The organism is Arthrobacter sp. 9V (assembly GCF_902506065.1).
GTDB lineage: Bacteria > Actinomycetota > Actinomycetes > Actinomycetales > Micrococcaceae > Arthrobacter.
In genome coordinates this window covers 4378007-4393263 of record NZ_LR732912.1, presented here as the reverse complement: position 1 = coordinate 4393263, position 15257 = coordinate 4378007, and the positions used below count along the sequence as shown (strand labels likewise).

Sequence of the window (15257 nt, the reverse complement as noted above, 5' to 3'; positions counted from 1 at the left end):
AGGCGGCGGCTGCACCGATATGGCGCAGCCGCCGCCCTGCCCAAAGGACCTCAACACTATGACTGTTCAGAACAAAGTAGCCCTCGTCACCGGCGCCGGCCAAGGGATCGGCCGGGGTATAGCGCTGAGATTGGCCCGGGACGGATTCCACGTTGCCGTGGCGGATCTTGATTCCCAGCAGGAGAAGGGCGAGGCCGTCGTCGCCGAAATTAGAGCCATCGGGAGCAAGTCGGTCTTCATCGCCGCCGACGTCGGGCGGCGGGAAGATGTTGTGGGTGCAGTAGAGACGGCCGCACGGCAGCTCGACGGCTTTGACGTCATCGTCAACAACGCGGGCATCGCCCAGATCCGGCCGGTACTGGAGATCACCGAGGAGGATCTGGAGCAGGTCTTCCGGATCAACCTGAACTCCGTGATCTGGGGCATCCAGGCGGCCACTGCAAAGTTCGATGAACTCCAACACGGTGGCAAGATCATCTCAGCCGCGTCGATCGCGGCAGTGAAGGGCTTTCCGATTCTCGGAGCGTACTCGGCATCCAAGTTCGCGGTCCGTGGCATCACCCAGGCCGCAGCGCAGGAGCTGGCGCCCAAGGGCATCACCGTAAATGCCTATGCACCGGGCATTGTAGGTACGGGAATGTGGGAGCTGATCGACCGGGAACTGAGCAAGATCAACGGCAAGCCGGCCGGCCAGAACCTGAAGGAGAACGTCGAAGCCATCGCCCTGGGCCGCATCGAGACGCCCGATGACGTCGCGAAAATAGTCTCCTTCTTCGCAGGCCCGGATTCGGACTATGTCACTGGACAAACGCTGCTCGTAGACGGCGGCATCCTGTACAGCTGAGCCCGACGAATCAGACACCAAGAAAAGGCAGAAGAGAACATGAAAGCAGCACGGTTTTACGCCCGCAATGACCTGCGGATCGACGATGTTCCGGAGCCGGAGGTGCGGGCCCGTACAGTGAAAATCCAGGTTGCGTGGTGCGGCATCTGCGGAACCGATCTCCATGAGTTTCTGGAAGGCCCCATCTTTGTCCCATCACCCGGACATCCCCATCCTCTCTCCGGAGAAGAAGCCCCGGTCACCATGGGCCATGAATTCTCCGGCACGATTGTGGAGGTCGGTGAAGGTGTTGACGAACTAGCAGTCGGTGACAATGTCGTCGTCGAACCCTATTTCGTATGCGACGAGTGCGCACCCTGCAAAGCCGGCAACTATCATCTGTGCACGAAGATGGGCTTCATCGGCCTGTCCGGCGGTGGCGGCGGTCTCGGCGAAAAGATTGTCGTGGACACAAGGTGGGTTCACAAAATTGGTGACATTCCGTTGGATGAGGCCGCACTGATCGAGCCGCTGTCGGTTGCCCACCACGCGGTGACCCGCAGCGGCGCCAAGACAGGTGACGTCGCCCTGATCGGCGGTTCCGGACCCATCGGACTACTGACGGCCGCCGTTTTGAAAAGTATGGGTGTCACCACCGTCATCAGCGAGCTCAGCGCGGCCCGCAAGGAAAAGGCGCGCTCCAGCGGGGTCGCGGATTATGTGATCGACCCGAGCCAGGAAGACCTCCAGACACGCGTACAGGAAATCACGAATAGCGTCGGCGCAGATGTGGCATTTGAATGTGCCGGCGTTAATGCAGTGCTGGATACCTTACTTAATGCTGTAAAGCCCGTCGGCGTGGTGGTGAATGTGTCCATCTGGGGCCATCCGGCGACTGTGGATATGCAGAAAATCGTGCTGAAGGAGATCGATTTACGCGGCACAATCGCCTATGTGCGCGACCATGCCGCGGCGATCAGGCTGGTCCAGGACGGCAAAGTGGACCTCAAACCATTCATCACCGGACGGATCGCGTTGGAAGACCTTGTGGACAAGGGGTTCGAAACCTTGATCAACCACAATGACACCGCGGTGAAGATTCTGGTCCACCCGTAGTCGCCGGCGGTCTGTACGGGACCGCCTTGGGGTGGAGATAACTCCGAAATGCTCTTCGGAGGCTGGTAGCCGACACGTAGATCTAATTAGGCTGCAGGGAGGTGCCCCTTCAAGTTTGGGCGCACCTCCCTCCACCATCAGCACAGCCAACCCGTTTGCTCAAGCAGGGAGAATGAGCCTCGTAATCTCTTCGACTCGTCCGGTGCCGTTGACCCGTCTGAGGAGGCCCAGCTCTTCGTAGTGCGACACGACGGCCTCGGTCTCATGCTGATAGAGGTCCAACCGGCGGCGTATGACCTGTTCAGTATCGTCCGTGCGGCCGTCCACCGCTGCGCGCTTGAGCAGCCGCGTGACTAGTTCCTCGCTGTCTGCCGTTAGCTGCAGGACACAGTCCAATTGCTGGCCCTTGTCGGCGAGGACGTGATCGAGGAACTGCGCCTGAGTGACCGTGCGGGGATAGCCGTCCAAAAGGAAGCCGTCGGCGACATCAACTTGCGCGAGCCGATCACAAACCATGTTGTTGGTGAATCTGTCCGGAACGAAATCGCCCCTGTCCATGTATTGCTGGACCTCAATGCCTAGCTTTGTACGGCCACGGACATTCTCGCGGAAGATGTCCCCTGTAGAGATGGCGACAATACCGAGTTGCGACGAAATACGTTCTGCCTGGGTGCCTTTGCCAGAACCGGGAGGGCCCATGAGCAACATTCTCTTCATGGCAGCTACTTTCTACTTAGTGAGCGATTTGGCGATCTGGGCCATGATGCCGGGGTCTGCCAGTGTGGTGGCGTCGCCGGTGTCGCGGCCTTCGGCGATGTCCTTGAGGAGGCGCCGGACGATCTTGCCGGAGCGCGTTTTGGGCAGTTCCGGAACGATCAGCAGCTGCTTGGGCTTGGCGATCGGGCCGATTTCCTTGCCCACGTGGTTCCGCAGTTCCAAAACCGTTTCGTCGCCGTTGTTCACGGCGTCACCGCGGAGGATGACGAACGCGACCACAGCTTGGCCGGTGGTGTCGTCAGCTGCACCCACCACGGCTGCCTCGGCAACGGACGGGTGGCTGACCAGGGCGGATTCGATCTCCGTGGTGGAGAGACGGTGGCCGGAGACGTTCATGACGTCGTCCACGCGGCCCAGGAGCCAGACGTCGCAGGTCAACAACTCGCGGGCCTGCTTCGCCCAGAACGCGGGACGGTCCGCCTCTGCCTCTGCGTAGGCGTCAGCGCTGGTCACGGCGTTCGCGGCGAACTCCGCAGACGGCGCGAACTTGCGGTTCTCATGGAGGAGGTTTTCAAGCGCCTCACCCTGCTGAACATAGTTTTCCGCTGACATCGCGGCAATATCCGTTGACATGTATAAACCCTTCGTTTTCCTTCAGTTTCTGCGGGGTCAAGGCAAGGTAGCCCGTTGCCTTCCTCAATCGGCCGGGAACACTGCAGGTTTCTCTCGCTGCGACCGTGCCGTGGACCTCAGCGTAGGAGCGGGGAGGTTACAAGCAGGTTGCACCTGCAGTTCTGCAGACGGATGGGGAGTTCTTGCACCTAACGTGCGATTGCTCCAGCTAGACCGCCGGCGGGCCGGCCGCCGCCCCCCAAAACTGCCCATGGTCGACGTCACACACGCCCGCATGAGGCCCTTTCGGCGTGGAGGTTAGGTGCCCATGCGGCTGCGCGCCTAGCCTAGAACCATGGCCAACACGGGTAAGCAGGATTCGACCGCGCGCACGTCAGCGCCGGCGAAGGGTGCTGCCCCCGGCAAAAAGCGACGGCCGAGCCCTGCCGTGTACCGCCGTCGTCGGCAAGTGGTTTTTGGCGCCCTGCTGCTGGTCATCGCACTGGTGATCGGCGGGGTGGTGGCCCTCACCGGCGCGCTGGCTGGTGACCCGGAGCCGCAGGCCGTCAGCACGCCCCAGGCATCAACGGTGCCAAGCCAGGGAAGTACCCCGACGGGAACGGCTGCGGCGTCGCCATCGCCCACACCCGTGTGCGATTTCAACCTGATGACCGTGGCCGCCAAGACCGATAAGCCCGCTTACGGTCCGGAGGAAAAGCCGCTGCTGACCATGACCATCACCAACGGCGGCACGGCCCCGTGCGAGGTCAACGTGGGCACCTCGCAGATGGAGTACTTGCTGATGAGCGGCTCGGACCGGATCTTCTCTTCTAAGGACTGCCAAACGGGCGGCGAGGATCTCATCAAGACCATCCAGCCCGGCAAGAGCGAAACCGCAAACTTTCCCTGGCAGCGCAACCGGACGCTGGAAGGCTGCGCCAGCATCGCCGCAACGCCGGGAGCGGGTGGCGCCTACTACACGTTCGAGGCGCGCCTCGGAAACAAGGCGAGCCCCAAGGTCGCCTTCCAGCTGAACTAGCGCTCATCCAAGCGCGAACGCCCGACGGCGGCGCTCGGCTTTAGAGGAAACGGTCCAGCAGGCTTGCCTCGGCCATGCGGCTCAGGCCTTCGCGGACTGTGCGGGCGCGCTGATCGCCGATTCCGTCCACGGTCATGAGGTCATCGATGGTGGCTGCCATGAGGTTCTGGAGTCCGCCGAAGTAGTCCACCAAACGGTCGGCCACTGCCTTGGGAACGGACTTGAGGCCGGAAAGGAGCCGGTAACCGCGCGGCTGCACTACGGCGTCCAACTGCTCCACTCCGCCTGCGAAGCCGATGATGTGGGCAATGCGGCTGAGGTCGATCAGTTCGGTGGGGCCAAGGTTGAGGAGTGCTTGGACGGCTTCCTCAATTTCCTCGGGCGTCGCGTCCGGATCGGAGTAGTCGCGGATGATGACGTCGCTGCCCGGTCCGCGTCCCATGGTGAGTTCCTCCACCTGAAGGGACAACAGCCGGCCGTCTTCACCGAGTTCCAGCACGTATTGGGCGATTTCCTCGGAGATGCGACGAACCATTTCCTGGCGTTGCAGCGTGACGGCAACATCCCTGACGGTGACCAGGGCCTCGATCTCCAAGGCGGAAAGGGAGCTGGTGACCTGGTCAAGACGTGCGCTGTACCTCTCCAAGGTGGCCAGTGCCTGGTTGGCGCGGGCCAGGACCTTCTCCGAGCCCTCCAGCACGTGGCGCAAACCGTTCACGTAGAGCGCGATGATCTGCATGGACTGGCTGACGGAAATAACGGGAACGCCGGTCTGGATGGCCACGCGTTCTGCAGTGCGGTGCCTGGTGCCTGATTCCTGGGTCTCAATGCTTGAATCCGGCACCAGTTGGACGGCCGCGCGGACAATGTTGCTGGCGTCCTTGTCGCAGATGATGGCGCCGTCCATTTTGGCCAGTTCACGCAGACGCGTTGGGGAGAAATCAATGCCGATATCGAACCCGCCCGAACAGATGGAGTCGATAGTGCGGTCGTACCCCAGCACGATCAAGGCGCCGGTGCGTCCACGAAGAATGCGTTCCAGGCCGTCACGCAAAGGAGTTCCGGGTGCGACTCTGGCAAGGGTCGCCTTGAGCGACTCTTCCGGGCTCCGGGCCATAGGGTTTCCCTTCGAAGGTGCAAGCCATGGCTCACAGACAAGCTGAATCCGGCGTCAGCGCGCACTGCCAAAAATGCCCACAAGACGACAAGCACAATGATAGGGCTTCCGGACGCCATTAACCGCACCAGCAAGCCCCAAAGTGGTCCATTTGGTGATGTTCGGTGTGGCCCGGAAAGTGGTTTGGCGACCGATTGACGCGAACCCTATTTCGGTCAATCAGCCGCCATCGCTCTAGCGCTGGCCGCGCCCAAGGCCTGTCAGCAAGGCGCTGCCCGCTTCCCGCCACAGCCCGTGGTTCCCCGGCGCAGCAGCACTTTCTGCCAAATATTTAATCCAATCGCCGTACTCCGTAATATCCCGGGCAGCTGCTGCAGCTACGGCATCGCAGGCGAAACCCACCGCGGTGCTCCCATCGTCCAAGGTGATGGACCCCAGCAACATCGGTTCGGGCAATTCGGCCAGGAAAGATCCCAACGCCGCCTCGGAAAGCAGCCATCGTTCTGCTACGAGCCCGGATCCTTGTTCAGACCGAACCACTCCGGGCTTGGGAGGCGTGGTTTCCAGGGCCACCATGCGGTACCTCGCCGCAGTGACAACCCGGCCCTCCCAGAAAGCTCCGCGCCGCTCAAGTTCCGCTGCCAACGGCTGGCCCTTCCGGTGGGCACCCACCACTACAAGAGGTACGACGGCGGCCCCCGCGGCAACCGGCCAAGGAACCTCTGTTGCGCCGAAACTTGCGGGTGCCGCCCCGGGTGCGAACAGTTCCGGCTTCTCCGGGGTCACCTCGATCCGTCTGGCTATGTCCGCGGCCACCCCGTCCTCGAAGGTGCGGGCGATGACTGTCAGGCCGAACTGCGAAACTGCGCCGCCTGTCCCGCCCGCGCTGCCGTCGCCGTCGGTAACAGTTCCTGCCGGGACTGCAACAGCGCTGAGATCAAAGAGGTTGCAGAAGTTCGTGTACGTGCCCATCCGGGAATTGACCCCCACGGGATCAGCCGCAACCTCGGCAAGTGTCGGGTGGAAAGGTGCTGTTGGCACAATCAGGGCATCGAAGCCGTCCAGCCGCAGCATCGCTTCCTTCTTGAGCTGCTCCAGGGCCGCGGTGTCCGTCACGTACTGGTATGCCGGTACTTTGCCCGCGGCTGTAATGATCCCTGCCACGGTGGGATCGAGTGTTGCAGAAAACCCGCCGGCCCGCACCTCATCAACAAAGCTCCCGACGGCGGCATAACGCTCGGCCACCAATCCGCCGTCGTATAGCAGCCGGGCGGCCTCCAGGAAGACGTCCACGTCAATGGCTTCGGCCACCACCCCGGTGGATCGTAGGCGCTCTATCTGGGCTTCGAGCTCGAGCGCCCACGCGTCCGGGAGTGCCGGCAGCGCGGCCGGATAGGCCACCCGCGGAGTTGCCGGTGCGGCGATCTTCACGTCCGCTGGCCAGCTACGACCCTCCCCGGCCATGATGCCCATGGCGAGCTCGGCAGTTGCGAGGTCGCGGGCAAAGATGGTGGCGGTATCCCAGGAACGGCAGGCCGGAACCACACCCTCAGTGGACACCACGCCCAGCGTCGGCTTGATCCCCACAATCCCCTGCAGGGCGGCGGGAATCCGCCCCGAACCGGCGGTATCCGTACCGATGGCAAGGTCCACGAGTCCCAGGGCCACTGCCACTGCGGAACCTGAGCTGGAGCCACCGGAAATCCGTTCGGGACGACGGGAATCGCGCACAGCTCCATACGGGCTGCGGGTTCCCACCAGTCCCGTGGCGAACTGGTCCAGGTTGGTAGCCCCCAGCACCAGGGCACCCGCGTTGCGGAGCCTCGCAACCGGCACCGCATCCCGGGCGGGCACTTCACCAAAGCCGGGGCACGCCGCCGTCGTCAGGAGACCGGCCACGTGCACGTTGTTTTTCACGGCGAGCAACAGACCAACCAGAGGCAGGTCCTTGCCGGACGCCGCGGCCGCATCAATCCGTGAGGCTTCGGCGAGCAGCTCATCCCGCCCGCGCAGGTGAATCCATATTTCAGGACGGCCGACGGCGTCAATCGCCTCGAGTGCCGCCAGGACGCGTTCCACGGTAGGCCCGGTCATGAGGCGCTGCCTTCCAGCACAAGTGCGGGTTCCCGGACGTCAACAGGCTCGAGCACCACCAGAGCCTCACCGGCCACAACCTGCGCACCGGCCGTAGGCAGTACGCGGTGGACTACGCCACCAACAGGTGCCTGGATGACCGTCTCCATCTTCATAGCTTCAAGGGAAACCAGCGGTTGGCCGGCCGCCACCAGGTCACCGGGTTCCACATCCACTTTCCACACACTCGCGGCGAACGGAGACGTAACCAAGGTGCCGCCGTCGGGAACCACAACGTCATCCGCCGGCGGGGCCAGGGACACAACCTGCTCGGCGCGATCGAACTCGCCGGCTTCCTCCCAAGCCTGCCGCTCCACGGCGAAAGCCGCGGACTGGGTCTCACGGAACTCCGCAATGGAGACGCTGTTGCGCTCAAGGAATTCCTCATGCTCGGCCAGCGAGAAGGTGCCGTCCTCAATCTCCACGCCCCGGCCCCTGCCGGCTGCCATATCGGCCCGGAGATCAAGCAGTTCCTCAGGGCTGACGGGGTACCAGGAAATTCGGTCGAAGAAACGGAGCAACCACGGGGAACCCGGCTCAAAGGGCGCTGTGTCCGCGTAGCGCGACCAGACCTGCGTTGTGCGCCCAACAAACTGGTAACCGCCGGGACCTTCCATGCCGTAGATGCACATGTAGGCACCGCCGATGCCCACGGCATTCTCAGGGGTCCACGTGCGGGCAGGGTTGTACTTGGTGGTGACCAGCCGGTGCCGCGGGTCCAGGGGCGTTGCTACCGGAGCGCCCAAGTACACATCGCCCAGTCCCAGCACAAGGTACTCGGCGTTGAAGACGGTGTCGAAAACATCATTGACGGACTCCAAGCCGTTGATGCGGCGGATGAACTCGATGTTCCACGGGCACCACGGGGCATCATCACGGACACCGGCCATGTAGCGCTCGATCGCTTCACGGGTGGCGGGATCGTCCCAGGACAAGGGGAGGCGGACGCTGCGGCTGGGCACTACCAATTCCGAGCTTGCAGGGAGCGAGGCGTCTATCTCCCTGACCAGGCCCAACAGCTTGGATGTGGGCAGCACCGACGGATCAGCCTTGATCTGCAGGGAACGGATGCCCGGGGTCAGATCCACAATGCCCGGCACACCGAGGCGTTCAAGTTCCTGATGGAGGGCGTGGACGCGGGCGCGGAGGCCAAGATCCAACACCATGTCCCCGTACTCCACCAAAAGGTTGTCATCACCAGAGCGGCGGAAGGTGACGGCAGGCCGTCCGTCGCCTTCGGGCACCCGGCCCAACACGCCGTCGTCGCCGTCCCCGCGAAGCAGCGCGGCGTTACTGAAGCTGCCGCCGGTGCCTGACCCGCCAGCACCCGGCAGAACCAGCTGCCTCGCGACGCCGAGCTCCTTGATCGAGGGCGCCTCCACCGAGCGGATCGGCACAAAGCGGACCTTATCCCCGGGCCGCAGCTGCCCCAGCTTCCAGCGCTCGCCGGTCACAACGGTGACGGGGCATACGAAACCGCCCAGGCTCGGACCATCGGGACCCAGCAGGATGGGGGTATCGCCGGTGAAGTCCAGGGCTCCCACGGAGTAGGCGGTGTCGTGGATGTTGGAAGGGTGCAGTCCGGCCTCGCCGCCGTCATTGCGTGCCCAGCGCGGCTTGGGTCCGATCAGGCGGACGCCGGTGCGGGCGGAGTTGAAGTGGACCTCGTATTCCGCGGCATAGAGTTCCTGGATGTCCTCGCGTTGGAAGAATTCGGGCGCACCATGCGGGCCTTCCACTACCTTCAGCTCCCATTCGGAGGTGAGAGCCGGGCGGCTTTCGGCAGGAACCACGCCGGGGACGGTTTCAGGCAGGTGCCCGGTGACCGTGCGGAGCACATCACTGGCCCTCAGCACTCGGCCGCCGTGTCCGCCGAACTGTCCCAACGTGAAGGTCGAGGCACTGCCCAGATACTGGGGAACATCCAGCCCGCCTTCAAACAGGACATACCCCCGCAGCCCGGATCCGTCCGCCGAGCCAACGTCCAGGAGGCCGTTCTCCGGGACGGTGATGGGCTCCCAGGTGTTTGCGGCGTTGCCGTTGACGGTCACGGTGACGTCGGCGCCCGTGACGCACACGGTGGTGGAGTGGGTGAAACGGAGCGCCGGCCCGGCCATGGTGAATTCCAAACCAGGTGCGCCCTCAGGGTTTCCCAGCGCGGTGTTGCCCAGGCGGAACGACAAATCATCCATGGGACCACTGGGCGGCACGCCGATCTGCCACAGTCCGGTCCTGCCCGGCCAATCCTGAACGCTGGTCTGGAGGCCCGGCCGTTCAACAGTGATACGTGGCTCAGGATCGCCCACGGTGTTCAGGGTCCCGGTGGAGTGCTGGGCAGCGCGGACCACGTCCATCCCGGCCACGGCACGCAGCATGCCCAGGTTCGTTTCGATTCCGTCAATGCGGGTCTCTGCCAGCGCAGAGGCCAAGGCATCAAAGGCGGCGTCGCGGGTGGTGCCGGACGTGATGACCTTGCCCAGCAGGGGATCGTAACTGGTGGAGACTTCACTGCCGGTCTCCACCCAAGCGTCAATGCGTACGACGTCGGAGGCCGGGTACTGCGCGTTGGTGACGGTTCCGGCGCTGGGCTGGAAGTTCCGGGCAGGGTCTTCTGCATAGATGCGCGCTTCCACGGCATGGCCCGAGACGGGCAGGCTGTCCGGCACGCCGTGAAGTACGGGCTCCTGCTGGGCCAGGTTCAGCATCCATTCCACCAGGTCAACGCCGGTGATGGCTTCGGTGACGGGGTGTTCTACTTGCAGCCGGGCGTTGACCTCAAGGAAGGAGGCTTCCTGGCGGACGGGATCGTAGACGAACTCCACGGTGCCTGCAGAGCGGTAGCCTACTGAGGCGCAGAGGGCGCGGGAGCTTCGGTGCAGTTCCTCCCGCAATGCCTCAGGGAGATCCTGGGCGGGAGCCTCTTCAAGTACTTTCTGATGGCGGCGTTGCAGTGAGCAGTCGCGGTCGCCGAGGCTCACTACACGGCCCTCACCGTCGCCGAACACCTGGACTTCCACGTGGCGGGCGTGCTCGATGTAGCGTTCAGCGAAGACTCCGGCGGTTCCGAAGCTGGAGCTGGCAAGTCGAGCCACCCGGGAGTAGTTGTCACGGAGTTCGGCTTCATCGCGGCACACGGCCATGCCGATTCCGCCGCCACCTCCGGTTGCCTTGAGCATGAGCGGGTAGCCGATGGTTCCTGCCGCGGCCACTGCTTCGTCCACACTGTCCAGCAGACCGGATCCCGCGATCATGGGAACCCCGGCGCGCTGGGCGGCATCCCTGGCAGTGTGCTTGGTCCCGAAGATCCGGAGTTGCTCCGGGGTGGGACCTACGAAGACCAGCCCTGCTGCCTCCACGGCTTCCGCGAATGCTGCATCCTCGGACAGGAATCCGTAGCCGGGGTGGATGGCGCCTGCCCCGGTGGCGGCTGCCGCACTGAGGATGGCCTCCACCTTGAGATAGGACTCCTTGGCCGGTGCGGGACCCAGCAGGACGGCCTCGTCCGCGAGCTTCACATGCTTGGCGCCGCGATCAGCCTCGGAGAAGACGGCCACGGTGCGCAGTCCCGCGTTACGGGCGGACTCAATGATCCGGCAGGAAATCTCGCCACGGTTGGCAATAAGAAGGGTATCGAAACGGGTCATGCGCGGGCCTCCGGACGTGTGACGATCATGCGCACCGGCGTGGGGTTGAAGCCGTTGCAGGGGTTGTTGATTTGGGGGCAGTTGGATACCAGCACCAGCGTGTCCACCTCTGCGCGAAGGGCTACTCGCTTGCCGGGTGCGGACAACCCGTCCACTATTCCCAGGGCGCCATCCGGGTCCACGGGCACGTTCATGAACCAGTTGATGTTGGACACCAGGTCCTTCTTGCCCAGATCCCACTTGGCGCCTTCAATGAGGAAGTTCTCAACGCAAGCGTGCTGTTCATGGGTGTGCTGACCGTAGCGGAGGGTATTGGATTCCTGCGAGCAGGCGCCGCCGATGGTGTCATGGATGCCAACCTCGTCCGCCACCACGGTCATGAGTTCCAGGCCGCTGTCTGCGCGCAGGATTGAGCCGGTAGTGAGGAAGATCGAACCCTGGCTCGCGATGGTCACGGCGGCGGAGTACCGGGTGCTGGTGTCCTGTGCTGCATAAAGGATGCAGTCGACGGCTTGGTTGCCATCGAGGTCAACAATGGTGAGGATGTCTCCGGCTGCCACCACAGCGGACCAGGGGCCGCGGGCTTCCACCAATTCGTCCAACACCACCTGCCCCGGCACTAGTGCGGGGATGCTTTCTGCGATGACGTTCATGCGGAGGTCCTTGCGTTGTAGTCGAGTTCTGTGTTGTGGAGGGCAAGACGCCCTTCCGGGCCGAGGCCAACATCCAGGGTTCCGTCCTTGAGCGCTTCAAGGTCCTGCGGTGCCTGCCAGGCCACGATGTCGACTGCGCTGCCGGTGAACTCCGCGCGCGGATCCAGCGGATGTGCGGTGTTGGCCAGTACCAGCACTGCGTCCATGTGGAGGAGAAGCTCGACGACGGCCCCGGCGCCTGCGCTGCCGGCGAACCGGATGCTGCCATCCGGGTCCACGGTGACGCCCTTGAAGAAAGAGATCGACGGCGGCAGTTGCCTTTGACTGACTCCGTGCTTCATGCCGCCCAGGGTGAGGAGTTCGCGGCCTGCCGGTGACGGGCTGTGGGCGGACCCGGCACCGTACTTGGCAGTGTTACCGGCCAGGTTTGTGGTGCCGGCAAGGGCATCGTGCTTGCCTGAACAATCGGCCACTACGGTTGCCATGAGCCGGCCGGCGTCGGATAGAAGCGGGTGCCCTGTGGTGATGTATGCCTGCCAGGGGACTTTGACGGTGTCCGCTACGTTGAGTCGCTCATGCTGGGCCCCGCTCCGGATGATGACAGCGTGAACGCAAGCATCGCCGTCGAGGTCTGTGAGCCTGAGGCGCGTCCCGCGGGCCAGTTCCAGGTGGGTGTAGCGTCCGAAGGCGAGTGTCTCCGCCCAAGTGAGGGAATCCTTCGCCTCCTGGGGGAGTGCCGACGTCAAGCGCGCAGGGGCCGAAGCTGGCGGGACGTGGATCATGGTTTCGGCCGTGAGTCCGTGCTGGGCCCGTGCGTGCAGCTTGGCGCCGGCTGTTGTGGCGGTACTGTTTTCAGCGGTCCGTGTTTCAAGAGTCTGAGTCATGGCAATCATTTCTGTGCTGGTGCTGGTGCTGGTACTTGGAACTGGCGGTGGCGTTAGCCGGCGTTGGCGGATTCGGCAGCGATTGCGGCCTTGTTGTCCCGGACCCGTATGTTCCGCCGGACCCAGATGCCCAGGATCAGGACGGCGCCCACCATGATGGGGGCGGAGAAGAGCAGGATCCCGTGTTCGCCGGAGGGGTCGTACACTTCCGGGCGGGGCCAGGAAAGGTTGATGACCATCACGGCGCCGTACAGCACGGCCAGGATGTTGACAGTAAGGCCCCAACGGCCCAAGGAGAAGAGTCCCGCCGGCATGGTCTGCCCAACACGGCCCCAGTCGCCCCGGAAACGGCTGAGCAACTGCGGCACGGTGACCATCAGGTACGCCAGATACACCATCACTATGCACACGCTGCAGAGGGTGGTGAAGAGTGCGGAGTTGCCGATGTTGATGGCCAGGATGCCCACAGCCAGGGCGCCGATCGCAATGGAGGGCCACATGGGGGTTCCGCGCTTGGCGTGGACCTTTGCGAGCAGGGCCGAGGCCGGGAGTTTGCCGTCGCGGGCCATGGAGAACACCAGCCGTGAACCTGCCGTTTGGATGGCAAGGGTGCAGACGAAGATGGCAATTGCCACGTCAACCAGCAGTACTTTCCCCCAGAACGTGCCCAGCACAGCGGTCAGTACGTAGGGCAGTCCTTCGGTGGCCAGCCGGCCGTCGTCCAGGCTTGGTGCTGCCATCAGTGCGGCGATGATCATGAGTCCGCCGCCTATGCCCGAGATAATGAGCGCGGAGAGAATGGTGCGCGGGGCCGTCTTGCGGGGGTTCTTGGTTTCCTCCGACAGTTCACCGGCGGAGTTGAAGCCCACCATCACGTAGGCCGCCATCAGCCCGGAGACCAGGAAGGCGCCCACCGCGCCAAGGTCAGAGGTGGTGACCACGCTGACGTCCGCCACCACCTCCGGGCCGCGCTGCGCGGCCGAGAACAGGGCGAGGATCACCGCGGCCACTCCCACAATCTCGCAGGTAACGCCGATGGAGTTCACGTGGGACATGAGCTTCACGCCCAGGCAGTTGATCACGGTGGTGAGCACAAGTAGAGCCGCACCAAGGATCACTGCGTTTGCCGCGCCCGAGGGGGTTGTCAGGGCGGGATCGCCGCCCACCACTTGGAAGCCATCCCACAACTGGGGGAGGACCACCTGGAGGGCAATGGCTGCCGCGGCGGCAGTGATGACCTGGGCGATGGACATGAACCAGCCCGCGAACCAACCCACCACTTCGCCCCCCACTCGGCGCGACCATTGATAGACAGCGCCGGACAGGGGGTAGCGGGCGGCGAGTTCGGCAAAGTTCAATGCCACAAGGAGTTGACCCACCAGGACCACGGGCCAGGTCCAGAAGAAAGCAGGGCCGGCGAACGAGTAGCCGAAGGCGAAGAGCTGGAAGATGGTGGTGAGGATGGAGACGAACGAAAAACCTGCGGCGAACGATGCGTATCGGCCCAGCTTGCGGTGCAGGGTGGGCTGGTAGCCAAGTGCTGTCAGGTCTGCATCGTCGGTGCGGCTGGCCGCCGTCGAAAGGGTGGATGTCATCGGGTTTCTCCGTGTCTGGGACGGGATGTGGAACCAGCCCGGAGAGGCTCGGATTACCCTTCCGGAATATCGGTCACTTGATAGTTTTCCAGCGCGGTGTCCCCGTAGCGTTTCGCCAATGTAAAGCCTTGGTTACCACGTATTTCCGGGGTGTAAATGAAAACTCACCATCGCGGGAGACCCTAGTGAACGGGCACTTTGGAGGTGGTGCGATGCAAGAATGAAGGGTGACTACAGCCGGACCGGGACGCCCCCGCAAGCAGCAAGCGATACGCCCGGGAGCCACCGCCCGCGATGAAATCCTGGATGCGGCAGCCGAGCTCTTCACGAGTCAAGGGTTCGCCAACACCTCCACCCGGGCCATTGCCGATGCCGTGGGAATCCGGCAATCCTCGCTGTATCACCACTTCTCCACCAAGGACGAGATCCTGGGAGAGCTCCTCGGCGGGACGGTGTCTACCAGCCTGGCGTTCGCCCGGGCTGTGCGGGATCATTCCGACGACGCCGGCCTGGCTGCGGCACGGTTGCACGCGGTGGTGTTGTTTGACGGTTCACAGCTGTGCAGTTCGCGCTGGAACCTGGGGGTGCTCTATCACCTCCCTGAAGCCAGGGCAGAGATCTTCCAACCCTTCATGGCAGCCCGCAAGGAACTCAGGACCATCTACTCGGAACTGGGCAATGAGCTCATAACTGCCGCTGGTCCCCACGCCGACCCAGGCCTTGGAGATACCGCATTCCGGCTGGTGGAGTCCCTGATCAACCTCCGTGCTGACGGACTGATCTCAAAAGATTCGGCATCCACCACCGCCGATACCGTGGTGACGCTGGCCGGGCTGAGGCGCGAACTCCCGGCAGTGAGGGCTGCCGGCAAGGAGCTCATCCTCCGCTTTGGGGCACCTGTCTCCTTGGCGAGCTGATACGCCG

The 15257-nt window shown here is 63.6% G+C and carries 11 protein-coding genes and 1 pseudogene; 4 read left to right on the top strand and 8 right to left on the bottom strand.

Going from position 1 to position 15257, the window contains the following annotated elements; genetic code table 11:
* Nucleotides 1-58: 58 nt before the first annotated feature.
* Both BACI9J_RS20230 and BACI9J_RS20225 read left to right on the top strand, forming a co-directional pair.
* Nucleotides 59-844: an acetoin reductase gene (locus tag BACI9J_RS20230; RefSeq protein WP_159735941.1), complete on the top strand. Its 786-nt coding sequence runs from the start codon at nucleotides 59-61 to the stop codon at nucleotides 842-844.
* Between the two features lie 39 nt (nucleotides 845-883).
* Complete coding sequence (locus BACI9J_RS20225; protein WP_159735940.1) at nucleotides 884-1939, top strand: 2,3-butanediol dehydrogenase; 1056 nt, start codon at nucleotides 884-886, stop codon at nucleotides 1937-1939.
* Nucleotides 1940-2098: 159 nt separating this feature from the next.
* On the opposite strand, the gene BACI9J_RS20220 is transcribed toward BACI9J_RS20225, so the two are convergent.
* Both BACI9J_RS20220 and BACI9J_RS20215 read right to left on the bottom strand, forming a co-directional pair.
* Nucleotides 2099-2656: an adenylate kinase gene (locus tag BACI9J_RS20220; protein WP_159735939.1), complete on the bottom strand. Its 558-nt coding sequence runs from the start codon at nucleotides 2654-2656 to the stop codon at nucleotides 2099-2101.
* 12 nt (nucleotides 2657-2668) lie between these two features.
* A pseudogene (locus BACI9J_RS20215) lies at nucleotides 2669-3085 on the bottom strand (AMP-binding enzyme); the annotation flags it as partial.
* A gap of 538 nt (nucleotides 3086-3623) precedes the next feature.
* Between BACI9J_RS20215 and BACI9J_RS20210 the strand changes: the two are divergent.
* Complete coding sequence (locus BACI9J_RS20210; RefSeq protein WP_159735938.1) at nucleotides 3624-4307, top strand: hypothetical protein; 684 nt, start codon at nucleotides 3624-3626, stop codon at nucleotides 4305-4307.
* A gap of 40 nt (nucleotides 4308-4347) precedes the next feature.
* On the opposite strand, the gene disA is transcribed toward BACI9J_RS20210, so the two are convergent.
* From disA to BACI9J_RS20180, 6 genes are all read right to left on the bottom strand, one after another.
* Nucleotides 4348-5424, bottom strand: a complete 1077-nt coding sequence (gene disA, locus BACI9J_RS20205; RefSeq protein WP_024819020.1) for a DNA integrity scanning diadenylate cyclase DisA — start codon at nucleotides 5422-5424, stop codon at nucleotides 4348-4350.
* Between the two features lie 234 nt (nucleotides 5425-5658).
* Nucleotides 5659-7518 (bottom strand): allophanate hydrolase, encoded by a 1860-nt coding sequence (atzF, locus tag BACI9J_RS20200; RefSeq protein WP_159735937.1) that lies wholly within the window; start codon nucleotides 7516-7518, stop codon nucleotides 5659-5661.
* Nucleotides 7515-11201 (bottom strand): urea carboxylase, encoded by a 3687-nt coding sequence (uca, locus tag BACI9J_RS20195; RefSeq protein WP_159735936.1) that lies wholly within the window; start codon nucleotides 11199-11201, stop codon nucleotides 7515-7517. Before uca ends, atzF begins: the two co-directional genes overlap by 4 nt.
* Entirely contained in the window at nucleotides 11198-11854 is a 657-nt protein-coding gene (locus BACI9J_RS20190) for an urea amidolyase associated protein UAAP2 (RefSeq protein WP_159735935.1), read from the bottom strand. The genes uca and BACI9J_RS20190 overlap by 4 nt, the downstream gene beginning before the upstream one ends.
* Nucleotides 11851-12738 carry an urea amidolyase associated protein UAAP1 gene (locus BACI9J_RS20185; RefSeq protein ID WP_201296630.1) on the bottom strand — a complete coding sequence of 296 codons (888 nt, stop codon included), beginning with the start codon at nucleotides 12736-12738 and terminating at the stop codon, nucleotides 11851-11853. Before BACI9J_RS20185 ends, BACI9J_RS20190 begins: the two co-directional genes overlap by 4 nt.
* A gap of 53 nt (nucleotides 12739-12791) precedes the next feature.
* Nucleotides 12792-14333 (bottom strand): amino acid permease, encoded by a 1542-nt coding sequence (locus tag BACI9J_RS20180; RefSeq protein WP_159735933.1) that lies wholly within the window; start codon nucleotides 14331-14333, stop codon nucleotides 12792-12794.
* A gap of 227 nt (nucleotides 14334-14560) precedes the next feature.
* On the opposite strand from BACI9J_RS20180, the gene BACI9J_RS20175 reads away from it, so the two are divergent.
* Nucleotides 14561-15250, top strand: a complete 690-nt coding sequence (locus tag BACI9J_RS20175; protein ID WP_159735932.1) for a TetR/AcrR family transcriptional regulator — start codon at nucleotides 14561-14563, stop codon at nucleotides 15248-15250.
* The last annotated feature ends 7 nt before the right edge of the window (nucleotides 15251-15257 follow it).

Bases quoted from the DNA above. Each gene is read 5' to 3' on its own strand.
- BACI9J_RS20230 (WP_159735941.1), top strand. From the start codon at position 59: ATGACTGTTCAGAACAAAGTAGCCCTCGTCACCGGCGCCGGCCAAGGG.
- BACI9J_RS20225 (WP_159735940.1), top strand. From the start codon at position 884: ATGAAAGCAGCACGGTTTTACGCCCGCAATGACCTGCGGATCGACGAT.
- BACI9J_RS20220 (WP_159735939.1), bottom strand. From the start codon at position 2,656: ATGAAGAGAATGTTGCTCATGGGCCCTCCCGGTTCTGGCAAAGGCACC.
- BACI9J_RS20210 (WP_159735938.1), top strand. From the start codon at position 3,624: ATGGCCAACACGGGTAAGCAGGATTCGACCGCGCGCACGTCAGCGCCG.
- disA (WP_024819020.1), bottom strand. From the start codon at position 5,424: ATGGCCCGGAGCCCGGAAGAGTCGCTCAAGGCGACCCTTGCCAGAGTC.
- atzF (WP_159735937.1), bottom strand. From the start codon at position 7,518: ATGACCGGGCCTACCGTGGAACGCGTCCTGGCGGCACTCGAGGCGATT.
- uca (WP_159735936.1), bottom strand. From the start codon at position 11,201: ATGACCCGTTTCGATACCCTTCTTATTGCCAACCGTGGCGAGATTTCC.
- BACI9J_RS20190 (WP_159735935.1), bottom strand. From the start codon at position 11,854: ATGAACGTCATCGCAGAAAGCATCCCCGCACTAGTGCCGGGGCAGGTG.
- BACI9J_RS20185 (WP_201296630.1), bottom strand. From the start codon at position 12,738: ATGACTCAGACTCTTGAAACACGGACCGCTGAAAACAGTACCGCCACA.
- BACI9J_RS20180 (WP_159735933.1), bottom strand. From the start codon at position 14,333: ATGACATCCACCCTTTCGACGGCGGCCAGCCGCACCGACGATGCAGAC.